The organism is Chromobacterium sp. Ag138, from assembly GCF_055181315.1.
In genome coordinates this window covers 1,102,474-1,123,660 of sequence record NZ_JBUPWA010000001.1, presented here as the reverse complement: position 1 = coordinate 1,123,660, position 21,187 = coordinate 1,102,474, and the positions used below count along the sequence as shown (strand labels likewise).

Genomic DNA, 21,187 nt, shown 5'->3' with positions numbered 1-21,187 from the left:
GCAAGCGGCGGGAACCGCGAGGCCCAAGCTGGAAAAGTTGTCCACCAGCCCTATCCAGCGTGAGCAGCAAACAGGCAATGCGGCGGGCCTGACCCAATCGCTGATGCAACCGGGCCGCCTTGGGCGGCCCACTCAATACCAGAGGGAGAGCATATGAATATCGGTACCAAGGTGAAGTTCACGACCAGTGGCGGCCGCGGCAAACCGCGTAGCGGCGAAGGCGTTCTGTCGGAGATCAAACCGGCCCACAAGGGCTCGTTCTACGGCGTGAAGGAGGAGGGCAAGGAAAAGCTCACCTACGTCCGCGAAAGCCAGCTGCAGGCTGCTTGATCACGTAGGCGATGACATCCCCGAGCAGCCTCTCAAGGCTGCTGCAGGATGCCATTGGAAGCGATCAATCACCGACTGACTGGATTTGGCCTCGTAAGCGGTTTACGGCTATTGGCTTCGACTTGAATCTTATCCGCCAGGCTGAACAAGGCTTCGACTATCGCTTCGTCTGTAACGTAGCCTTCCCCCTCCATAGAGGCCAGCCTGCCGGCATGCAGCGTGGCAGCCAACCTCAAAGCTTCAGGTCTATCCACGGTTTTCCTCCTTTGCATCCCGTTTGGCGGCATCTGCGTGTAGGACTTCTTGCAGTTTGTTGGCGATCAGCTTCGCTTCCTCCTTCTCGCCAATGAAGAGCGTAACGCCACCGGCAGCGCCCAGATGCAGCGGGTCTCTTTTGCGGAAAGAGACGATGTTCTTCTCAACCAGGTCTCCCACGGTTTCCAGGCTCAAGCTTCCATACCCTGGTATCCACGTTACAGACCATAACTCTGTGAGGTTTTCCATGATTCAAGGTCGAGTGCTGTTTGTTGATGACGAAGACATGCTAGCCGAACCCGGCGGCAAGCTGCCATCTCTTTATGACCTCAAGCAGGACATCCTTTCTGCAAGTGCAGAGTTTGATCTGGTTATCTATCAGGGGGCGCGGAGCAGGGGCTACGAAGTTGTCATCAAGAGCCGCATGGGCGCCCATGGCCATATCGAGCCGACTTACAACCACAGCCAGACAGTTTCGCCTCACTCCATATTTGCGTGACCGGTGGAGTAGGACGCATCTACGAGCAGCTTGGCTTCAGGCTGCTGCAGGATGCGACTGCATCGAGTGTAGACATCACCCCCTTGCGCCCGGCCATGTGCCGGGCATTTTTTTGCCTGGAGGTTCTATGCGTCTCCCGGAACACATCATCGGATGGATCAGCGAAGAGCTGGCCGCCCTTTATCGGCAGCAAGGAAAGCATCTGCAGTTTGTCCGCTTCTGCAAGGGTGGATTGCCGGTCCACATCGTACGGCGCGCAGCGTGATGCGCGCGGTCATCAACTGTCTCGTTTGCCTGGCCGTGGTGGTTATCTACTCCATCGCCGGGCTCTGGGGGTAACCATGTTTCGCAAATCCCTTTTCTCCGCGGCGCTGCGCCACACCAGCCAGGAAATGATCAACAACCTGAAGTCGCTGGAAGCGCGGCGCGACGATTTCGAATTGGTGGAAGGGCTGGTCGCGGATTCCCGCGGCGCTGGCCTGGATGCCGAGGCAATGTTCCGGCCGCCGGCGACGCCTTACATGTCGGTGCGGGCGCAAACCGGAATGGACTGCCTGCTGAAGCAGGTGGCTGTTGCCCGAGGACTGAACCTCGCAGAAAACTTCCCGGCTGGCTGGCTGCTGGTCAACCCGAGCAAGAACACTTTCGCGATCGAAGTTGTCGCGGCTGAATGAAAGGTAGGCAATGGTCTGGTTCAACAATGCATCTATATACCGTCTGAGTGATCTTCCGGCCGAAGCCAAGCTGGCCGAGGCCCTGTCCAATCGCCCATTCAAGCCGTGCGCAGGCCTGGACTGGTTCAGCGAAGGTTGGGTGGCGCCGGCCGCTCATCTGGATTCCGTGGTTTATGCCTCGCGCGGCAGGCTGCTCGTGCGCCTGAAGCGCGATGACAAGGTGCTTCCGGGCACCGTGATCCGCGACTCCGTCGAAGCGAAGGTGACGGAGATCGAGGACAAGGAGATGCGCAAGGTCGGCCGTAAGGAAAAGCTGGCGCTGAAAGAGCAGATCACCGACGAGCTGCTGCCGCGTGCTTTCACCAAGTCCAGCTGCGTTTCGGCATTCATGTCCGGCAACTGGTTGATCGCCGACACCAGCAGCACTCCGCGGGCGGAGGCCCTGGTCTCCAAACTGCGCGAAGCGCTGCCACCGTTCCCGGCCGCGCTGCCGCGAACCAAGATTGCGCCGCACACCGCGATGACCGACTGGCTGGCCGCCGGCGAAGCGCCGGGCGGCTTCGAGCTGGACGCCGATGCGGTGCTGAAGGACGGCGGCGAGAACGGCGCCGAGGTCCGGGTGAGCCGCATCGACCTGACCAGCGACGAGATTCGCCAGCACATCGCCACCGGCAAGCAGGTGACCAAGCTGGGCCTGATCTGGAACGAGAAAATCCGCTTCCAGCTGACCGACACGCTGCAGCTGAAGCGCATCCAGTTCCTGGACATGCTGCAGGAAAAAGCCAGCCAGGCCGGCGACGACCGCGAAAGCCTGTTCGAAGCCACCTTCATCCTGATGAGCGAAGAACTGGGCGAACTGGTGGAAGCGCTGGCGGAGGCGCTGGGCGGCCTGGATGACAGCCAGGCAGCTGCGCCCGTTGCTGAGACATCCGAGGCGGAGGAGGTACCGTGGCCGATTTGATGAAAACGCCGGTACAACTTGCTGAGCAGGCGCTGGAAAGTTTCGATAAAGGCCTGATGCTCAGCCGAGCAGCACAGGCGGACGAGCTGGTGCAGAGGATGATTGCTGCAGGGTTCTATCTGCGGGCTCCAAAGCATGCTCCTTTCAGGATGGCCCTTGGCGGCGCGTACCACCCTGTCACCATCCAGCTCAGTTACGCCCTCGTGGATGAAAGCAAAACAAGGGAGGTGCTGACCTGGTTCTGCATGCAACGTGACGGTTATCTCGGAACCATCAACCAGGGTAATGAAATGGTTCTTTTCGTCCTGGATTCCAACATCTCATTCTTCCTCTACAACATTGACCAGGCCGTCGCGCTCGACTTCGAGAAAGAGCGCAGCGCAGCCACTGCTGATGAGGCAAAGCCATGAACAGTATTGCAATCGATATCACCGTCATTGAAACCGGTGGCGCCGAGTCGGCCGAGCTGGCTGCGCGCCTCGAGCGCATGAAAACGTCCCATACGGCGCTGCGGGCCGCATATTCCAGCTTGGAGCGCCAGGCGGCTGAGTCGCTGAGTGAGTTCGCAGCGCGCCTGGCCGAGGCACGACGCGACGCTGCACATGAGCGCGACCGGGCAGACCGGCTGGAGCAGCAACTGGAGGCCTCCGACAAGCTGGTCGACGAGCTGCGCGGCGCGGTGGTCCTCTTCAAGCTGCAGCCTGATTCCCGCGAGAACGCGATCAACATCGTGCGGGGGGCCGCGGCGTGAATGGGCTCAACCAGATCCGCCGCGGTGGCCGGCCGCCGGCGATTCCTTCGCTGCTCCAGCTGCTGAAGAGCATCCCTCCCGAGCAGCTGCTGCCGGCACCGGGCGAGGTGATCGATGTGGACGCTGTCCGCATGCGGCGGATAGTGCGCGAGGTCCGGCCGCCATTCACCTGCCCGGACGTGGCGCGCCGGCTCGGAATCAATGAGAGCGCGGCGGCGGGGCTGATCCGGCGCCTTGTAGTGCTCGGGAATCTGGCTCCCCAGGATCAGCTCATCAACAAGCGGCGCGCCTACTGCGTAGTCTCGAAGCGGATTTCGGCATGAGCTATCAGGACTATGCCGATCACCATCTGATTGCCCGGGACGCGCCTCCTGCAGATGAGTGCCCGACGATGCGCCGCCCGCGCGCCGAATGCGGCTGCCCGGGCTGCTGCAGCTCGCGGAATCAGGATGAGGGGATCGAAAGCGAAGGAGGTGATGCATGAGAAAGCAGTGCAAGCGCCGGCCGGTCATCATCCCGTCGGGTATCCCAGGTCTGCCGGTGGGCTCCGCATTCAGCCCGACTGCCGACCGTTGCCAGTCCAGGTCCATCAAACGCCTACTCACCGCGGCGCGGCCGGCGGCGGAATGGACGCCTCACGATGTCAACGAGCTGATTTTCCTGGCCAACACCTGCAGCACGCTGCTGCGCCGCTGGCCGCAGTACGACACACCAGCACGTCAACAGGATGGAAATGACATGGTTGCGGTACTCGCTGAGGTGAAGCGACGGCGACAGCAGCATGGCCACTACGGCGTGACGGGTGACGAATGGGCAGTGCTGCGCCGGACGGTTACCTCTTTGCAATGCTGGCTGGAGACTGTGCCGACGCAGCGGCTATTCGCTGCAGAGGCTGAGGTGGGAAGAGTGGCGGCGGCCGATGACCGGCGCCGCGAGCAAGAGGCGGCGTGACCGCCAGCAACAACAAGGGCCCTCAAGGGGCCTTTTTCAATTAAAGGATGCTGCATGATTCGCTCCTCCGAACCGGCCACTGTCCTGGCCCACATCGCGCTGGCGTACCCAGACGTACATAACGAGCACTTCCCGCTACCCGAAATCAACCACCTCATGCTGTCTCCAATGGAAATAGCCGAGCTGGCTGGTCTTTATCTGAATGCGTTGCATGCTGCACGTCCAATGAGCTGGCCAGGATATTCGATCGCGCCGGATCTGAAGCCTATGGAGCGTCCCGATGCTCCGTGAAAACATCCCGTTCGAGCCGGCGCCGATGGCGCGCCAGCTGCACCTGCTCACCACCGAGGAAATCATCGTCGACCTGTTCGCCGGCGGCGGCGGCATGGGCGTCGCCATCGAGCAGGCCCTGGGCCGAGGCGCAGACATCGCCATCAACCACGACGACGACGCGATCAGCATGCACCGGGCGAACCACCCGCAAACCCGGCATTTCTGCGCAGACGTGTTCGAGGTGGATCCTCGCGCCGCGACTCAGGGGCGGCCGGTCGGCCACCTGCATGCCAGCCCGGACTGCACGCATTTCAGCCAGGCCGTCGGCGGCCAGCCGCGCAGCAAGGCCATCCGCTCGCTCGGCTGGGTTGTGGTGCGCTGGACCGGCCAGGTCAGCCCGCGCTCGCTCTCGCTCGAAAACGTCCATCAGATGAAAAAATGGGGGCCGCTGATCGCCAAGCGCGACAAAGAAACCGGCCGCGTGATGAAGCTCGACGGCACCGTGGCCGCGCCAGGCGAGCGCGTGCCGGTGCAGGAGCAATTCCTTGTTCCGGATCCGCGCCACGAAGGCCGCACCTGGAAGCGCTTCCTGCAAATCCTGGCCAGCCACGGCTACGCCTACGTGGTGGACGGCCTGGTCGCCGCCGACCACGGCGCGGCCACCACCCGCGACCGCCTGTTCATGTTCGCCCGCCGCGATGGCCAGCCCATCTACTGGCCGCAAGCCACCCATTACGCCAAGCCGGCCAAGGGGCAGTTGCCCTGGGTGCCCGCCGCGCATCACCTCGACTTTTCCGACCTCGGCAAGTCCATTTTCAACCGGGACAAGCGACCGCTGGCCGCGGCGACGATGCGCCGGATCGCCAAAGGCATGCGCAAGTACGTGCTGGACAACCCGAAACCCTACATCGTCGAGCTCGCCAACTGGAGCAACAAGAACGGCAGCCGCAGCACCGACGAGCCGCTGGCCACCGTCACCGCCTGGCCGAAGGGCGGTTCGATGGCGCTGGCCAGCCCGGCGATGGTGCCGCTGCCCCACCAGGGCGGCGACCGCGTCTACGATCCGCAGCAACCGGCGCCGACGATCACGGCTGCGCACCGCGGCGAAATCGCCATGGCAGCCGCCACCCTGGTCCAGGCCGCCCACGGCGACGGCAAACCGGGCCGCGCCCAACGCTGGGGTGATGGCACGCGCGACATCGAGCGCCCGATCGGCACCGTGACCGCCAGCGGAAGCGGCGGCCAGGCGCTGGCGGCCGCCACCATGGTGCAGCTGGGCTACGGCGAGAGGGAAGGGCAGTCGCCGCGCTCGCTCGACATCGACAAGCCGCTGGGCACCGTGGTCGCCGGCGGCCGCAAGCATGGCCTGGCTTCGGCGATCCTCGTCGGCGCCGGCGGCCCCAGCTACAGCGGCAAACCTGTCGCCGTGGACCAGCCGCTCGGCACGATCCTGAAGGAGAACCATCGCCACCTGGCCACCGCCTACATGATGCAGGCTAACGGCGGGTTCAACGAGACCGTCGGCCGAGGCCTGGACGAGCCGGCCACCACCATCACCACCACCGGCAGCCAGCAGCAGCTGGTGACGGCGCACCTCGCCCACCGGCGCGGCAACTGCGACGGGCGCGACGCCGACGAACCGCTGCGCACGCTGAGCGCCGGCGGCGAACACCACGGCCTGGTGGCCTCGCACCTGGTGCGCCAGTTCGGCAAGAGCGTGGGCAGCGGGGCAGACGAACCTGTCGGCGCGATCGTCGCCGGCGGCGGCGGCAAAACCTCGCTCGTCAGCTACCAGCTGAGCCAGGAGGACGAGGCAGGCGCGCTGCAGGTCGCGGCGTTCCTGATCAGCTACTACGGCACCGACAACGTGAGCGGCCTGGACCAGCCCATGCCCACCGCCACCACCCGCGACCGGCTGGCGCTGGTCACGGTCTGGATCCGCGGCGAGCCGTGGGTGATCGTCGACATCAAGCTGCGCATGCTCACCCCGCGCGAGCTCTACAACTGCCAGGGTTTTCCGCCGGACTACATCATCGACCGCGGCCACGACGGCAGGAGATTCACCAAAACGGCGCAGGTGCGCATGGTCGGCAACAGCGTCAGCCCGTACCCGGCCGCCGCGCTGATCGCCGCCAACTGCATGGACCTCGCCGTCCACAACCTGAAGCGCACCCCGCTACCCAAGATTGAACGGAGGATCGCAGCGTGAAAACTGAGTTACTTCACATCCTGCAACACTCGCGCGGCCTGGACGAATACGGCCAGGGCCGGCGCTATCGCAATCACTACGTTGCCGGCGGCAAGGACATCGCGCGTTGCCGCGAACTGGTGGCCATGGGCTACATGGAGGAGCGCCCGGCCAGCGAGCTGACCGGCGGCTCGCCGTGGTTCCTGGTGACCGGCGCCGGCGATCAGGCCATCGACCAATTCAGCCCGGAACCGCCACCGCCGCCAGTGCTGACCAAGGCGCAGAGCCACTATTGTGACTATCTCGATGCCGACGGATGCACCGGCGACACGTTCGCCGAACATCTTGGCATCCATGTCCCGTCCGTCGAGATACAGAGCGAGTGGGTCAACGGCAAGATAATCCGGCAGTACCGCTATTCGCGCAGACTGCCATACCACTGGGGCTATGACTCAGTGATCGGCGAGTGGAAGCTCACGAAGAAAGATGCCAAGGCAAGCTACAAGGCCGCGCTGCAGGCCCAGCGCCGGAGGATCGCTGCATGACCTGACCCTATGACTGAGGCCACTTTCTGCCACCCGACACGCAAGGCGAGGAGTAAACTCGTTGTTCATTTTGCATTTTTATTGAAAGGTGTTTATGCAAACTACAACGAATTTTGATGAATGGCTTGATGCAGCCGATCCTTGTGATGCCGCGAATGTTGCGGGCCTTGTTGAAGCTGTTGAGCGCGAGTGCGACTTCTCTGGCTTCAAGGCCGAGCGAGCAAAGAATGGTAAGTTGATTGTGACTGCTCATGGCCTTGATCTTGCACTGATTTTGACAACCAAAACCGCAGAAGAATCCTTTGTTCGTTGTATCTATGGAAGATATGTGCCTAGTGGTCAAGATGCTGGCACATGGGCTGCTATTGAACACCACAATGATGGTGACTAGCCCTTTAGGCTCCATGGAGTTTAAAACCGCCTTCTGGCGGTTTTTTTACATCATGACCTACCCATAAGACCTATGGCTACCGGTCCAGCCGATCGACCAACCGCCGCTGCCCGCGCCTCAACAGCCGGGCAGCGTTGATTTGAGTTACATATTAAGCAATTCGGTTGTGATTAGCGTAGCTACGCCATGGCTGCGCAGAATTTCTTCTAATGGCTCGGCAAGTTGATGCCATTCTCCCTCGAGTTTGGCCTTGCACGATTCAAGATCGTAGTCCTAAAGTTGGAAAAAATCTGCAATTGCACCCATCGAAATCAAAAAGGGCGCAGGGACACCTTCCAGGTGGGCTTGAACTTTTATCAAGTCATTGGGTGCAACTTGGGCATCAAAAAATTCCAGCACGATCATTTCTCCTGTTGTGGTTTTCATCATGGTAATCGAATTTCAACTTGCCGCCACTTATGGCGGCTTTTTCATTGTGAGCCGACATGGAATACATCGACTTCTTGCGCGCCAAGATCAGGATGGCCAGCTTCAGCGGTTTCGAGGTCCAGCCGGCAGCCGTGCATGCACGGCTGTACCAACACCAGCGCGACATCGTCCGCTGGGCGGTGCTGGGCGGCCGGCGCGCCATCTTCGCTTCGTTCGGCCTGGGCAAGTCATCGATGCAGAACGAGTGGCTGCGTCAGATCGTGATGAAGGTCCAGCGGCCAGGCCTGATCGTCTGCCCGCTTGGCGTTCGTCATGAGCTGGTTGCCGAGGCCGCGCTGCTGGGCATTGAGCTGAAATTCATCCAGAGCGATGCCGAGGTGACGGCGGACCACCTGTTTTACATCACCAACTACGAGACGATACGCGAGTGCAAGCTGGATCCTCGCCGGTTCGCCGCGGTCAGCCTGGACGAGGCCAGCGTGCTGCGCTCGTTCGGCAGCAAGACCTACCAGGAATTCCTGCCTCTGTTCGAGGGCGTCGAGTTCAAGCTGGTCAACACCGCGACGCCGAGCCCGAACCGCTTCAAGGAGCTGATCCATTACGCGGGATTCTTGGGCGTGATGGACACCGGCCAAGCGTTAACCAGGTTTTTCCAGCGTGACAGCGAGAAGGCCGGCAACCTGACCCTGTACCCGCACAAAGAGGAGGAGTTCTGGTTGTGGGTGTCCAGCTGGGCGGTGTTCATCCAGAAGCCCAGCGACCTGGGCTACAGCGACGATGGCTACAACCTGCCGCCGCTGGACGTTCGTTATCACGAGGTGCCCAGCGACTACAGCGCTGCCGGCGCCGATAAGGTAGGCCAAAACCTGCTGTTTCCGGATCTGGCGCTTGGCCTGCAGGCGGCCTCCGCCGAGAAGCGCGACAGCATGGCGGCGCGCGTGGCCAAGGCCTGCGAAATCGTCGGCGAGGATCCGGACGACCACTTTGTGCTGTGGCATGACCTGGAGGCCGAGCGTCACGCGATCCAGGCTGCGCTGCCTGAGGCTGTCAGCGTGTGGGGCACTCAGTATCTGGACGAGCGCGAGCGGCGCATTGTCGATTTCGGTGCCGGCAAGTACAGACTGCTGTCCACCAAGCCGATCATCGCCGGCAGCGGCTGCAATTTCCAGCGCCACTGCCACCGCGAAGTGTTCGTCGGCATCGGTTTCAAGTTCAACGACTTTATCCAGGCGATCCACCGCGTGCAGCGCTTTCAACAGCCCCATCCGGTCCGGATCGACATCATCTACAGCGAGGCCGAGCGCGAGGTGTTGCGAACCCTGCAGCTGAAGTGGGCCCAGCACGAAGAAATGGTGCAGAAAATGACCGAAATCATCCGCCGCTATGGCCTGAACCAGCTGGCCATGCAGGAAACGCTGGCGCGCGCCATCGGCGTCCAACGCATCGAGGCCAGCGGCGACCGCTACCTGGTCGCCAACAACGACTGCGTGGACGAGGCGCGCCGGCAGCCCGAGAACAACGTCGACCTGATCGTCACCTCGATCCCATTCGCAAATCACTACGAGTACAGCCCCAGCTACAACGATTTCGGCCATACCGAGGACAACGAGCATTTCTGGAGGCAGATGGATTACCTGACGCCGGAGCTGCTGCGGATCCTGAAGCCGGGCAGGTTGTACTGCTGCCACGTCAAGGACAGGATCCTGTTCGGAAATGTCACCGGTGCCGGCGCGCCGACAGTCAGCCCGTTTCACGCTGAGGCGATATTCCACGCCCGCCGGCACGGCTTCGACTACATGGGGATGATCACCATCGTCACCGACGTGGTACGCGAGAACAATCAGACCTATCGCCTCAGCTGGACCGAGCAGTGCAAGGACGGCACCAAGATGGGCGTGGGTTCGCCGGAATACGTTCTGCTGTTCCGCAAGCCGCAGACTGATCGCAGCCGCGGCTATGCCGACAACCCGGTGGCCAAGTCCAAGGCCGACTACACCCGGGCTCGCTGGCAGGTCGACGCACACGCGTTCTGGCGCTCCAGCGGCAACCGCCTGCTGTCGTCGGAGGAGATGGCCAGCTACGGCCCGGCCAAGCTGGCGCAATTGTTCACCGACTACAGCTTGGCCAACGTCTACGACTACGAGCACCACGTCCGGGTCGGGGAGGAGCTGGAGGCCCGCGGCGCGCTACCGGCCAGCTTCATGTCGCTGGCGCCGGGCAGTCACCACCCTGACGTCTGGCACGACGTTAGCCGGATGCGCACGCTGAACGGCGACCAGGCCCGGCGCAACGTTGAGCAGCACGTCTGCCCGCTGCAATTCGACATCGTCGACCGGCTGATCGAGCGCTACAGCAATCCTGACGAGCTGGTCTACGACCCGTTCGGCGGCCTGATGACAGTTCCCTACCGCGCAATCCTGAAGGGCCGCCGAGGTCAGGCCAGCGAGCTGAACCACGGCTATTTCCTCGACGGCGTCCACTACTGCAAATCGGCTGAGGCCGAGTTCGCTATGCCGTCCCTGTTTGATTTCGATAAGGAGGTGGCAGCATGAACATCGACCTTCAGCAGTTCTGCGCCAGTGAGCATGATCGTCGCACTTGGCTGCGTACGCCGTTCAACGTCGGAGGAAAAACCGGGGCGTCCAACGGACTGATCATGATCGAGCTGGATGCTGTTGGGGATCATCCTTCGCCACCATCCGACTTCAACATGGCGAAGGTGCTGGACAGCACTCCGACCGCCGGCTACGAACCCCTGCCGGCCTTACCTGCCCCTGTCCTTGTGCCTTGCCGTAAATGTGGCGGCCACGGCCACGGCCGGAAGTGCGAGTCGTGCGATGGCGATGGTGAGTTTGAGCACCACGACCATCACTACGAGTGCAAGGCATGCGATGGGGAAGGGGAGCTCGCAGGCGAGTGCCCTGATTGCAGAGGGACCGGGAAGAGGGAGACCTCAAATTTGGTCCAGATCAATGATGCCTTTTTCAACCTCCGATACCTGTCGCTCGTTGCTGCTCTGCCCAGCGCTGAAATCGCAACGGCAGGTCCGAGTGGCATCGCCGGCTTCAGATTCATCGGCGGTCGAGGCGCGCTGATGCCGACCCGGACCTGACCACTACCATTACAAGGAAATAAGCATGGAAGTCACCGTCGAAGTCGCTGTCCGCGCGCCGGAAAGTCACATGGCCCAGAAATGGGCCATTCATATTCCTGGCCCGGACGACCTATACGCCGCCCCCAGCCATGCCGAGGCCGTATTTGTGGCCGAGCATCACAACAAAACGACCCTGCCCGCTATTCAGAAAATCATGGACAGCAAGCCGCCGGAGGAGCGGCGGATGTATCCGCCAATCGAGTGCATCGCAGCTGAAGTTGTGCCGTGGCCATGGGATGACATCGGCCATGAAGAGTCGCTATCCGAAGACTGGCCAGAGTTTCTGGAAGAATACGGATTGACCGTGGAGGGCGTTGCTCTCTCCTCCAGGAACGCCACCACCAAGGACATGTTCGACAACACCGGCGATAGCGCCTGCTCGGACACTGCGAGAACGGAGGATTGACTATGCCCAGCATCAAAGAGCGGCCGATCCTGTTCGGCGCCGACATGGTACGTGCGCTGCTGGCCGGCACCAAGACGCAGACGCGGCGAGCCATCAAGTTCAAGCAGACGCCTTGCATGTCCATCGAGGAAAACGAGGAAGGAAAGCCGTGGCCTTGGCGTGAGGACTGCGACCGCGGCGGCGACATTTGGTATCCATGCCCCTATGGCCGCCCCGGCGACAGACTATGGGTGCGGGAGACGTGGCGCAGGATCGGCGCCGAGTGTGGCTGCTCCGAGTCTCCATGTTGCTGCCCGAAGCTTGGCGATATCGCCTACCGCGCCACCCAGGATGATGCTGATAGCAAGTGGAAGCCCAGCATCCACATGCCCCGCGCTGCCAGCCGCATCCTGCTGGAGATCGTTAGTGTGCGCGTGGAGCGCCTGCAGGACATCAGCGAGGCCGACGCCGTCGCGGAGGGATGCGTGGCCGAGCCGTGCGATCACAAACGACAGAGCTGCGAGGACATCGGCTGCTACGGGCCGACAGCTGCAGGCGCATACCACTGGCTGTGGAATCAGCTCTACGGCGCCGGCAGCTGGGACGCCAACCCCTGGGTCTGGTGCGTGTCGTTCAAACGAGTGGAGGAATGACCATGCAACCCAACACAAAACCCGCTACGCCGCCGGAGTTCGTGGCCACATCCTACGCCCGTGCGCTGAACGCGTGCCAGGCGATGGTATCGGCGCAGCATGCTGGGCCTATCACTCCGGACATGATGGCCGCCTGGGATAACGGGCGGCGCGTCGTCAACGAAGCCGATGGCGCACAGGCGCTGAAAGCCATCTCGATGCTGCAGGCGGCGCTGAAAGAGGCCGAGGACGAGCTGTGCAACATCGGAACCGAGCTAACGAACGAAGGTTGGGACACCTGGACCATCAGACTTGCTCTGGACGTGATCCGCATCGCCCTTTACGGCGGCGATGGCGACGGCCAAGGCCCGGAGCATTTCGAAGCCGCCCGGGCAGCGCTCCAAGCGCAGCGTGACAAAGAAGACAAGGAGATCGCGTGATGCAAACCCTGACCCAACTGGCGGACGCCGTCGAGAACGCGCTCGCCGAAGACGCAGACCAAGAGACGCTGGACGCCATCGCTGCGCTGATCGCCGGCGTGCGCGCTGCAGAGCAGCCGCCGGCCACCGAGCAGAGCGGTGAGGCGGTGGCGTGGCAATTCTATGACCAAGGCCGCTGGCACAACGGCAACGACCAGGTCAAAGACCATCGCAAAAACACGGAGGCGGCGGGCATTCCTACTCGCGACCTCTACACCCGCCCGCAGCCCGCGCCGACCGTGCCGGATAGGTGGCGTTCGGCTATGGAATTTTCCAGCGCGGCACTTGCTGAGGCGATCCAGATCGCACCAATAGATCGACTGCCGCCGATGGCGGGAGCTGCCATGCAGCAGCTAGAAGCCTTGCTCGCCGACGAGCCGCAGCCAGCCCAGCAACGCACGATCACCGACGACGAGCTGCTTGATGCGTTCTGGCAGCACGCCGAGGTGAAAAGCATTGGGACGATCAGCGGCCTGGTCGATGGGCTGCGTGCGGTCGAGAAGCTGGTGGCGCCGCAGCCGGCCCGGCAGCTGCCGTCTGTGATCGATGAGATTGCCGCCGAGCGCCGCCGGCAGATCGAGGTCGAGGGCTGGACGCCTGAGCATGATGACCAGCACGGCCCTTACACACTGGCAGTAGCAGCTGGCTGCTACGCAATGTACACACTTGCATACCCTGCAGGTGATCCTCCGCCGGCCTGGCCGTGGGATGCAGCCTGGTGGAAACCCAGCGAAGAATATCGCCACAATCTGATAAAAGCAGGCGCGCTCATCGCAGCCGCGATGGAGCGGATCGATAGGGCAACCGCTCGGCAGCCGCTGGAAGGGGACGAGTAATGGGCGGACTGGACAACATCATTGCGCAACGGATTCAGAACAACACCAGCGCGCAGCGGCTGGGCCATAGCCCTGCTGCCGAGATCAGGGCTGATGGCGTCGGGTGCAAGGCGGCATTTCTGACGATGGAAGGGGAAAAACTGCCGCTGGGCTCCCCGTTGTTTGCTGGGCCGGTCCAGCCTGGCCAGCAACTGCCTGCTGTTATCGAGGAGATTGCCCAGCAGTGGGACGGTTGCATCTACGATTCGCCCAGCGGCGACATTGACATCGGCCAGGCTATCCGGGCCGCCGGCAAGCGGCTGGTGAGCGAGCAGCAGAAGGAAGGGGGCGAGGCATGACGCAACTCAGCGAATCCATAGCCGCCGGCGCAAAGCTGACGCCGGAAACCTTCGCGGACTTTATCACCAGGCTACGCCACGATGTTGAGGGCGACGGCGTCGATGAACACTGCACTGCTGACGCGCTATTCATCGTCCAGGCGAGGCGCATCGTCACCGGCATCGACACCGACTACACCGATCAGCTGTGCGTGTGCTGCGAGGACTCGATGTGGTTCAGCCCGCAGGAATATTGGGACGACTGCAGAGAGGACGAGCGCGAAGAGCTGAACAGGCTGGCCAGCGATGGCGAGGAGGCGGACATCCTGTTCCTTGAGCTGGACACGGCGGATCAGTGGGAAATCCTTGGCGATCGACAGGACCACACCGTCACAGGCTGGCATGACCGGTGGGATTACGTGAACTCCCATTTCACCCAAGCGGCGGCCGAGGCCTTTATCCAGCGCAAGAAGCATGACTACAGGCATGGCCTGCGCGTATTCGTCGAGTCGCAATACTACTGCTGGGAGTTCAACACCATCGTGAAAGCGCTGCTCAGCGGCGAACTGACGTTCAAGCCGAAGGAAGGGGGCTAGCCATGAACGAATACCTCATCGCCCACATTGGTCACACGATCAGAGATCACGAGCACATTACCTGGTGGAGGCCAGACAGCAGAGGCTACACGATCTGCACCCACAAAGCTGGCGTTTACACCGAGCTGGAAGCGCGGAGCATTTGCACGCCGTCCGGCGGAACGTGCATTGCCGTCCCTAAAGATGTCGCGGCAGCCATGGCGTTGTCCACTCCTTACTATCGGCGTCCTAATGGCACGCTGCAGAGGCTGTACGACGGCGACCGACATGCCCCGGTTCCCAATAGCCGTGACGCATGGAGTGAGCTGAGCGTCGCAAAGCTGGACACAGGCCGCATGGCTAAGCCTACGCCGATAGTGCCAAGCAAATCACAGGCAATCTACCTGCCGGCGAATCTTTTGCAGGAAGGGAACGAAGCGTGAGCCTCAACAATGGAGCCGCCGAGTGCGGCAAGAGCCTGGCATTCCCGGACGTGGCATTCGCAGGCTTCCCGCCGGCAGGGTTTCAGCTGGCCGGCGAGCTGGCTGCAATTCGAGCCGAGCTGACCTCGCTGCGTGAAGCATTGCAGCCACCGCGCTCGATCATCATCACCGGGCCGGAAGTGGAACGGGTACTGGTGGCAATGAAAGGAGGCGCGTGATGGCCACCGCCAAATCCAAGAAACCAAAATGCCGCACCTGCGGCGGCTACTGCGGAAGAAAAAGGGGCCAGCGCTGCCAGTTCGCTGCAAATGAGTCGAGGCGGCAGGCCAACGAGTTATGGTCAGCTATGACGGGCGGAATGCGGCAGAAAGGAGACGAGTAATGACCTGCACACGAACCTACATGTGCCTATCGGTTCGCGGCGCGATCAACGACCTGCAGCGCCGACGCAGCCGCAAACCTACCGAATACCGTGATGACAATGGCCGCGCGCTGTACCGCGAGCAGGCAATCGATGCGCTGATGGACGAGCTGGCGAAAGGACGCGAAGTCATCCCGATGCATCGTGGCTGCGGCAACCCCTGCAAGAACAGCTGCCAGTGCAAGGGCTTCGACTATAAGGATGGCGGTTGCCCAGGACACCCCATAGAAGATAAGGGAGAGGCCGCATGATCGCCCGCATGAACCCTCGCCAGTTCAAAAAACTGTGCGCCAAGTGCCACGCGCTGGCAATCCAGATCAAACCTGAATATGCCAGATCCACGCATGCCGCATTGCTAGGCGAGAGTTATGACTGGCGCCATGATGACCGAGATGTTTTGAAGGGCACCTTGGGATTCGGCGGCATGTCTGGTTACTACGAAGTCGAGTGGTGGGATAAGTCGGCATGGGAGGCACTGAGCGATATCGTCTTCTCTCATTTCGTAAAGTGGATCGATGGTGAAAAGGAGCTCGATTTTCCTACACCAGCTTGGCCCGCCGGCATGGCGCCAAAATCCTGGCGCGACTATCTGGAACTTGGTCAGCGTGTAGCGCTGGAAGTGAGGAGCCAATGCTGACCCCTGACCAACCTGTCACCCAACAGAAGTACAGCGATGCCGACTACCTTGCGTTCGACCCATTTCAAGGCGACGAAGCAGAAATCAAATGCCGCACGAGAAATATCAGGACCGCCCGGAAACAGCACCTGTGCTACACGCTGACCGGCCGTCAAGATCATCACATCGAGCCCGGCCAGCGATATCGCCATGAGCGCGCTCTGATCGATGGCTCATTCTGGGGAGAGTACCGGATCTGTCTCTCGTGTATTGACCAGTGGATAAACGAAGGGGAAGAGGATGACGCCGACGACTGACCAACTTGCAGCCCTGCGCGCGGCTGCCGAGGCTGCACTTCAGCCTGGCGTATTCTGGTACCAGCAGGACATGCTGGAGCGCTTCACCAAGCAATTCACGGGTGCCGATGCTGATGCCACGTACATCTCAGCCGCCAACCCGGCCGCAGTCCTGGCGCTGCTCGACCACATCGACGCCCAGGCCGCGCGAATCGCCGAGCTGGAGCGGGACGCGGCGCGGTATCGGTGGCTGACCCAGGATGCACATATTGGTGAGTGTTTTACTGAACAGGGCATCGTGCTTGAAATATGCGGTACGGATAGAGAAATTCCCGTACTCCAGGAGAGATCGACCGATAGGGATGAAGTAGACGCCGCTATCGACGCCGCGATGGCGCTGCAATGCACCAGCTGACCACGCAATCCATGCCAATCTACACAGGCCGCCATTGAGCGGCCTTCGTTTTGGGAGAGCTACATGCAACTAATCGGCCTCGCCGGCCCGAAGAAATCCGGCAAAGACACCGTAGCTGATCACCTGGTTGTCCATCACGGTTTCGTGAAGGTCGGCTTCGCGGACAAGATCAGGGAGGAACTGATCGACGCCTACGGACTGGACTGGGACTCCGTTCTGTTGGAAGACCAGAGCGGAAAGGATGTCGTAGTTTCTCAGCTTGCAATGCACCACTGCAGCGACGAGCAGTTTATCTTGTGGTTGCTTCAGCAGAGCAGGATCAACGGGCCTCAGCCTGACGCTACTCCGCGTTCACCGCGCTGGCTTCAGCAGCAATGGGGCGACTATCGCCGCGCGACGGCCGGCTGGGATTATTTCATCTGCGCTGTGCGTGAACGGATCGAGGCGACCGCGGCGCCGGTCGTCGTGTCCGGCCTGCGCTACGCCGCCAGCGCGCCGATCCCGACCGCCGAGGCCGATCTGATCCGGCAGCTGGGCGGCTGGGTGTGGCACATGAACAGGCCGGGCTATGGAGCGTCACAGGAGCATTCGACCGAGATCGCCCTGCCGCGCAGGCCTGGAGAATTCATCATCAATAACTACGGTGACGTTGAGGCGCTGATCGAAGCTATCGATCTGGCCTGCCGGGCACTTGCATAAAGCTGAACACGCCACATACATAGGCCGCCTTTTCTGGCGGCTTTGTTGTTTATAAGGGCTGCCGGGTGGCGGCCCTAGTAATTTGGAGAGACCCATGGAAGACGCTATCCTGACTTACGATGAATTGAAAGACATCAGCGGATTCAAGACGGCATCCCGGATTTGTGAATGGCTAACTTTGAATAATATCCCCCACCTAACAAATGGCCGCGGCCGGCCATTGGTTTCTCGAATGGTAATTAGGACTGCTCTTGGAGAAAATCATCTCCCCCAGACTTTCCGTGCAGAACGCTCAATCAATCGCGATAAATTAAACCAGGCAACTAGAAGGCAATAACATGGCCAGGCCCAGGAAGAAAGACCGTGATCTACCACCACGTATGTATCGCAAAAATGGCGCTTTCTACTATGTCACCCGAAAAAATGAGTGGATTTGGCTTTCGCGTGATTTGGAAGAGGCAAAGCGGCGCTGGGTTGAAATAGAGGCACCTTGTAGCCTTCCATCTCAGGGAATGATGGCCGTTTTTAATCGATATATGGTTGAAGTTATGCCGAGGAAATCGGCCTATACCAAAGAATTGCAGGCTCCGCAGATGAAACTGTTGGAGGCAGCATTTGGAGATTTTCGACCAGATGAAATTAAACCAAAGCACATTGGCGAGTACTTGGATGCTCGGCTTGAGCAAGGCGGTCCGGTGGCGGGTAATCGGGAGCGAGCATTGCTGAGCCATGTTTTCACATTTGCAATGCGTTGGGGGATTGTTGACAGCAATCCTTGCCGAGGCGTGACAAGAAACAAGGAGCGGCCGCGCGACCGGTATGTCGATGACGCTGAGCTCGAGCAGTTCATCCTTTTCTGCCGGAGTCTGGTGCACGGAATGCTTGCCGAGAGGGAAGGGCAGGCCCCACGTCCCACAAACAAGAATTACCTCGAGCCGCTGATGTCGGGCCAAGTCGTGGCTGCCGCCCTTGAAATTGCCTATCTGACAGGTCAACGCCGGCAAGATATTTTGAAGCTGCCTCTGGCCCATATCCTTCCAGAAGGACTGAGGGTAAAGCAATTGAAAGGCGTTGATCGCAAACCAATCACGGTACAGATAGAGTGGTCGCCACGGCTCTCTGCAGCTATTGGCAGGGCTATGAAGCTCTGGCGCCCGAAAGATTCGCCATACCTTTTCGTCAGCACTCGCACTGGCCAACCTTACACGTCCGACGGCTTCAAGTCGCTGATCCAAAAAATTCAGCGCGCCTGGGCCGCCGCCGGTAATGAGCGGTTCCACTTCCATGATGTTCGGGCCAAATCGACAACCGACCTGCTTGACCAAGGCGAAGTCGCAAAAAATACCACCGGGCACAGCAACGACGGGACCGTCAGTGCAGTCTACGATCGCAGGGCAATTCGCAAGGGAAAACCGGTCAAATAATCCTCTAATATTGAGTTTTAGACGGCCCTGAAATCCAATAACCACGGGGGGGATTTTTTGGCATATGTCATTTTTATTAGAGAGTCTTGCATCCAAAACTCTTAGCTGGTCTAGTTTTCCGCGTGCCATACCCTCTAACTTGTAATCAGGGGGTCGCGAGTTCGATTCCTGCCGCCGGCACCAATAAAATCAAGGGCTTACGAATTAATTTTCGTAAGCCCTTGGTGCATTTTAGACAGAATATTAGACAGCGCTGTCTAATATTCGACCGGTTTTCCCCTCTTTTACGTGTGTCCTGCACGGTCTTTTCCCCACCTTTGATCGCCTCTTTTTATTCCCAAATGCATATCGAAACCGCTCGTCGAATGCTTGTTGCCGGCGGAGCATCTATCGCGTAATTTGAAATTGTACAAATTCAAATTGCTATCTGTATGACTTCAACTGCTTGCTTGACCCCTCGAGAGGGTGGTGGGGTATTGCCGCTCGTTCTGGCCCCGGTTCGTGCCGGGTTTCCGTCACCAGCTGACGACTACCTCGACGACAGCATCAACCTGCATGAGTACCTGGTTAATCCACCGGCGACGTTCATTCCACAGAAGTGCCGACTTCTCCACGCGGGATTGCAGACGGCCCCTGCTCTTCTTTCTTTTTTCTTTTAAAAAATCAAAGAGAAAGAGAAAGAAAGCGGAGAAAGAAGGGTGTGAGGGCAATCCACGGTTTCAGAGAGCTGCCTATTTTTTGACCCACAGTTTCAAAACCCGGAAAACACTGTTTTGGTGGATTTCGTGGAATGGTAAAATGTTGATTGAACAGGGTTTTAGCCGGATTCCGGCGGCAATCCACAATTCCACAGGTTATTTTGCTAGTGGGGCCCTTTTTTGGAGCCGTGATGAATCGACTGATGGAAGAGTTCTTGCTCTTCAAAGCTGATAACAAGGGCCTTGCGGATCGGTCCATTCGGGCATACCGCGACATCCTGCAGCGGTTTGAGGACTGGCTGGAGGGTAGAGATCTACTGGCCATAGACGGCGACCAGCTGCTGGCATTCACGGGCCCATACCTGCACAAGGCGCTGGGCCTTGCCCCCGTAAGCCGAACCCCATACGTCGCCTGCATCCGCGAGCTGTATCGATACCTCTGGTCGGTGCGCAAAATGCTCCCGCGAGATCCGGCCGCGTCGATCCCGTACCCGCGTAAACCCCGCAAGCTGCCGACATCCATGGAGTTGAGTAACGCCGAGCGGTTGATGTGGGCCCCGGATTTCAACCGTTTTGAGGGCGTGCGCGATGCGGCCATGCTGGCAGTGCTGATCGGCTGCGGCGTCCGTATCAGCGGCCTGGTGCGGCTGAATGAGGGGCACCTGACCACGCAGACCATCGATGGCGAAACCCGGATGGCGATCCGGCCGATCGAGAAGGGCGACAAGGAACGCCTGATTCCCGTCCCGCGGGAGGCGGATCTGCTGCTGCGCGTGTACCTGGAACATCCCGGACTGGCTGAAATCGATCGCGCAACGGAGGACGGCGACCAGGTGCTGTTCGTGACCACTCGGAATCGGCGTTGCCCGGCGCATGAGTACTACGGCGAGCGCAGGCGTTTTTCCACGCGGGGGGCGTTTGCCATGCTGCGGCGCCATGGTCTGGCGGCGGGGATTCCTGCGGCACAGCTGCACCCTCATGCCCTGCGCCACCTCTACGGCACCGAGTTGGCGGAAGAGGCGGTGGACGTCCTGGAGCGTCAGCAGCTGATGGGGCACGCGGACCCGAAGTCCACCAGCATCTACACCCACCTGGCAATCCGTAAGCTGACTAACAGCGTGGACAAGGCGAATCCGTTGAGCAAGGTCTCCACCCCGGTTAGCCAGCTGCTGGGCGAGATGACGCGCAAACCAACGGGCGCGCGTTGAGGTGGCTTTGTTTCTTACAAGTCATGGTGGCGGTAACTGGCTGTGAGGTGAGAGGGCCGTGCCGAGAGGGTTGCAGCGGATTCTCAAAGTGACCCTCAAAACGGGCTAAATCGAAATCAAAGCGTTGTTGCTGTCCAGGGGCTACCACTTCGCCTTCTAACAAAATGCGAAGTGGCTGGACGGTAGCACGGGGTGTCTGGAGGGTGTGGCGATATGGAAAAGCGAAGTGGCACGGAAGGAATTGCACATGGCGGTATCGTCATGAATTGCATAGTCCTAGATGGAACTAAAGAAGCTGCACATCCTGAAGTGGTTCGATATAGGACTATCCTAGGGGTGGGG

General features: G+C 60.5%; 32 protein-coding genes. 30 read left to right on the top strand and 2 right to left on the bottom strand.

What is annotated here, in order from left to right; translation table 11 throughout:
* Window positions 1-153 precede the first annotated feature (153 nt).
* Entirely contained in the window at window positions 154-330 is a 177-nt protein-coding gene (locus ACY3GB_RS04730; protein WP_230644046.1) for a hypothetical protein, read from the top strand.
* A 246-nt stretch (window positions 331-576) separates the two neighbouring features.
* On the opposite strand, the gene ACY3GB_RS04725 is transcribed toward ACY3GB_RS04730, so the two are convergent.
* A complete protein-coding gene (locus tag ACY3GB_RS04725) occupies window positions 577-780 on the bottom strand; it encodes a hypothetical protein (protein WP_230644044.1) in 204 nt (67 codons plus the stop codon).
* Window positions 781-832: 52 nt separating this feature from the next.
* On the opposite strand from ACY3GB_RS04725, the gene ACY3GB_RS04720 reads away from it, so the two are divergent.
* From ACY3GB_RS04720 to ACY3GB_RS04670, 11 genes are all read left to right on the top strand, one after another.
* Window positions 833-1,084: a hypothetical protein gene (locus ACY3GB_RS04720; protein ID WP_230644042.1), complete on the top strand. Its 252-nt coding sequence runs from the start codon at window positions 833-835 to the stop codon at window positions 1,082-1,084.
* Window positions 1,081-1,758 (top strand): hypothetical protein, encoded by a 678-nt coding sequence (locus tag ACY3GB_RS04715; protein ID WP_463087734.1) that lies wholly within the window; start codon window positions 1,081-1,083, stop codon window positions 1,756-1,758. The genes ACY3GB_RS04720 and ACY3GB_RS04715 overlap by 4 nt, the downstream gene beginning before the upstream one ends.
* A 10-nt stretch (window positions 1,759-1,768) precedes the next feature.
* Window positions 1,769-2,719, top strand: coding sequence for a recombination-associated protein RdgC (locus ACY3GB_RS04710; RefSeq protein WP_463087733.1), 951 nt, complete (start codon window positions 1,769-1,771; stop codon window positions 2,717-2,719).
* Window positions 2,707-3,129, top strand: a complete 423-nt coding sequence (locus tag ACY3GB_RS04705) for a hypothetical protein (RefSeq protein ID WP_463087732.1) — start codon at window positions 2,707-2,709, stop codon at window positions 3,127-3,129. Before ACY3GB_RS04710 ends, ACY3GB_RS04705 begins: the two co-directional genes overlap by 13 nt.
* Window positions 3,126-3,470, top strand: a complete 345-nt coding sequence (locus ACY3GB_RS04700) for a hypothetical protein (protein WP_463087731.1) — start codon at window positions 3,126-3,128, stop codon at window positions 3,468-3,470. Before ACY3GB_RS04705 ends, ACY3GB_RS04700 begins: the two co-directional genes overlap by 4 nt.
* Window positions 3,467-3,793: a hypothetical protein gene (locus ACY3GB_RS04695; RefSeq protein ID WP_463087730.1), complete on the top strand. Its 327-nt coding sequence runs from the start codon at window positions 3,467-3,469 to the stop codon at window positions 3,791-3,793. The genes ACY3GB_RS04700 and ACY3GB_RS04695 overlap by 4 nt, the downstream gene beginning before the upstream one ends.
* Window positions 3,794-3,950: 157 nt before the next feature.
* Window positions 3,951-4,421 carry a hypothetical protein gene (locus ACY3GB_RS04690; protein WP_463087729.1) on the top strand — a complete coding sequence of 157 codons (471 nt, stop codon included), beginning with the start codon at window positions 3,951-3,953 and terminating at the stop codon, window positions 4,419-4,421.
* Window positions 4,422-4,475: 54 nt separating this feature from the next.
* Window positions 4,476-4,712 (top strand): hypothetical protein, encoded by a 237-nt coding sequence (locus ACY3GB_RS04685; RefSeq protein ID WP_463087728.1) that lies wholly within the window; start codon window positions 4,476-4,478, stop codon window positions 4,710-4,712.
* Window positions 4,702-6,903 (top strand): DNA cytosine methyltransferase, encoded by a 2,202-nt coding sequence (locus tag ACY3GB_RS04680; protein WP_463087727.1) that lies wholly within the window; start codon window positions 4,702-4,704, stop codon window positions 6,901-6,903. The genes ACY3GB_RS04685 and ACY3GB_RS04680 overlap by 11 nt, the downstream gene beginning before the upstream one ends.
* Entirely contained in the window at window positions 6,900-7,427 is a 528-nt protein-coding gene (locus ACY3GB_RS04675; protein WP_463087726.1) for a hypothetical protein, read from the top strand. Before ACY3GB_RS04680 ends, ACY3GB_RS04675 begins: the two co-directional genes overlap by 4 nt.
* Before the next feature lie 94 nt (window positions 7,428-7,521).
* Entirely contained in the window at window positions 7,522-7,818 is a 297-nt protein-coding gene (locus ACY3GB_RS04670; RefSeq protein ID WP_463087725.1) for a hypothetical protein, read from the top strand.
* A 273-nt stretch (window positions 7,819-8,091) separates the two neighbouring features.
* Here the strand turns inward: ACY3GB_RS04670 and ACY3GB_RS04665 are convergent, their stop codons facing one another.
* Window positions 8,092-8,247: a hypothetical protein gene (locus tag ACY3GB_RS04665; protein WP_463087724.1), complete on the bottom strand. Its 156-nt coding sequence runs from the start codon at window positions 8,245-8,247 to the stop codon at window positions 8,092-8,094.
* A 56-nt stretch (window positions 8,248-8,303) separates the two neighbouring features.
* Between ACY3GB_RS04665 and ACY3GB_RS04660 the strand changes: the two genes are divergently transcribed.
* The 18 genes from ACY3GB_RS04660 (at window position 8,304) to ACY3GB_RS04575 (ending at window position 20,845) form a co-directional block, all read left to right on the top strand.
* Window positions 8,304-10,799, top strand: coding sequence for a DNA methyltransferase (locus tag ACY3GB_RS04660; protein ID WP_463087723.1), 2,496 nt, complete (start codon window positions 8,304-8,306; stop codon window positions 10,797-10,799).
* Window positions 10,796-11,359 carry a hypothetical protein gene (locus ACY3GB_RS04655; RefSeq protein ID WP_463087722.1) on the top strand — a complete coding sequence of 188 codons (564 nt, stop codon included), beginning with the start codon at window positions 10,796-10,798 and terminating at the stop codon, window positions 11,357-11,359. The genes ACY3GB_RS04660 and ACY3GB_RS04655 overlap by 4 nt, the downstream gene beginning before the upstream one ends.
* A 25-nt stretch (window positions 11,360-11,384) precedes the next feature.
* Window positions 11,385-11,807, top strand: a complete 423-nt coding sequence (locus ACY3GB_RS04650) for a hypothetical protein (RefSeq protein ID WP_463087721.1) — start codon at window positions 11,385-11,387, stop codon at window positions 11,805-11,807.
* Between the two features lie 2 nt (window positions 11,808-11,809).
* Entirely contained in the window at window positions 11,810-12,439 is a 630-nt protein-coding gene (locus ACY3GB_RS04645) for a hypothetical protein (protein ID WP_463087720.1), read from the top strand.
* A 2-nt stretch (window positions 12,440-12,441) separates the two neighbouring features.
* Window positions 12,442-12,858 carry a hypothetical protein gene (locus ACY3GB_RS04640; RefSeq protein ID WP_463087719.1) on the top strand — a complete coding sequence of 139 codons (417 nt, stop codon included), beginning with the start codon at window positions 12,442-12,444 and terminating at the stop codon, window positions 12,856-12,858.
* Window positions 12,858-13,733 (top strand): hypothetical protein, encoded by an 876-nt coding sequence (locus ACY3GB_RS04635; protein ID WP_463087718.1) that lies wholly within the window; start codon window positions 12,858-12,860, stop codon window positions 13,731-13,733. The genes ACY3GB_RS04640 and ACY3GB_RS04635 overlap by 1 nt, the downstream gene beginning before the upstream one ends.
* On the top strand, window positions 13,733-14,071 hold the full coding sequence (locus ACY3GB_RS04630) for a hypothetical protein (RefSeq protein ID WP_463087717.1): 339 nt from the start codon (window positions 13,733-13,735) through the stop codon (window positions 14,069-14,071). The genes ACY3GB_RS04635 and ACY3GB_RS04630 overlap by 1 nt, the downstream gene beginning before the upstream one ends.
* The gene (locus ACY3GB_RS04625) at window positions 14,068-14,646 is read left to right on the top strand and encodes a hypothetical protein (protein ID WP_463087716.1); all 579 of its coding nucleotides are present in this window, start codon (window positions 14,068-14,070) and stop codon (window positions 14,644-14,646) included. The genes ACY3GB_RS04630 and ACY3GB_RS04625 overlap by 4 nt, the downstream gene beginning before the upstream one ends.
* Window positions 14,647-14,648: 2 nt before the next feature.
* Entirely contained in the window at window positions 14,649-15,068 is a 420-nt protein-coding gene (locus ACY3GB_RS04620) for a hypothetical protein (protein ID WP_463087715.1), read from the top strand.
* Window positions 15,065-15,286: a hypothetical protein gene (locus ACY3GB_RS04615; RefSeq protein ID WP_463087714.1), complete on the top strand. Its 222-nt coding sequence runs from the start codon at window positions 15,065-15,067 to the stop codon at window positions 15,284-15,286. The genes ACY3GB_RS04620 and ACY3GB_RS04615 overlap by 4 nt, the downstream gene beginning before the upstream one ends.
* 163 nt (window positions 15,287-15,449) lie before the next feature.
* On the top strand, window positions 15,450-15,740 hold the full coding sequence (locus ACY3GB_RS04610; protein WP_463087713.1) for a hypothetical protein: 291 nt from the start codon (window positions 15,450-15,452) through the stop codon (window positions 15,738-15,740).
* Complete coding sequence (locus tag ACY3GB_RS04605) at window positions 15,737-16,126, top strand: hypothetical protein (RefSeq protein WP_463087712.1); 390 nt, start codon at window positions 15,737-15,739, stop codon at window positions 16,124-16,126. The genes ACY3GB_RS04610 and ACY3GB_RS04605 overlap by 4 nt, the downstream gene beginning before the upstream one ends.
* Window positions 16,120-16,422 carry a hypothetical protein gene (locus ACY3GB_RS04600; protein ID WP_463087711.1) on the top strand — a complete coding sequence of 101 codons (303 nt, stop codon included), beginning with the start codon at window positions 16,120-16,122 and terminating at the stop codon, window positions 16,420-16,422. Before ACY3GB_RS04605 ends, ACY3GB_RS04600 begins: the two co-directional genes overlap by 7 nt.
* A complete protein-coding gene (locus tag ACY3GB_RS04595; protein WP_463087710.1) occupies window positions 16,406-16,816 on the top strand; it encodes a hypothetical protein in 411 nt (136 codons plus the stop codon). Before ACY3GB_RS04600 ends, ACY3GB_RS04595 begins: the two co-directional genes overlap by 17 nt.
* Window positions 16,817-16,879: 63 nt before the next feature.
* The gene (locus ACY3GB_RS04590; protein ID WP_463087709.1) at window positions 16,880-17,515 is read left to right on the top strand and encodes a nucleoside/nucleotide kinase family protein; all 636 of its coding nucleotides are present in this window, start codon (window positions 16,880-16,882) and stop codon (window positions 17,513-17,515) included.
* A gap of 94 nt (window positions 17,516-17,609) precedes the next feature.
* Window positions 17,610-17,852: a DUF4224 domain-containing protein gene (locus ACY3GB_RS04585; RefSeq protein ID WP_463087708.1), complete on the top strand. Its 243-nt coding sequence runs from the start codon at window positions 17,610-17,612 to the stop codon at window positions 17,850-17,852.
* Between the two features lies 1 nt (window position 17,853).
* Window positions 17,854-18,939 carry a tyrosine-type recombinase/integrase gene (locus ACY3GB_RS04580; protein ID WP_463087707.1) on the top strand — a complete coding sequence of 362 codons (1,086 nt, stop codon included), beginning with the start codon at window positions 17,854-17,856 and terminating at the stop codon, window positions 18,937-18,939.
* Window positions 18,940-19,828: 889 nt separating this feature from the next.
* Entirely contained in the window at window positions 19,829-20,845 is a 1,017-nt protein-coding gene (locus ACY3GB_RS04575) for a tyrosine-type recombinase/integrase (RefSeq protein WP_463087706.1), read from the top strand.
* Window positions 20,846-21,187 lie beyond the last annotated feature (342 nt).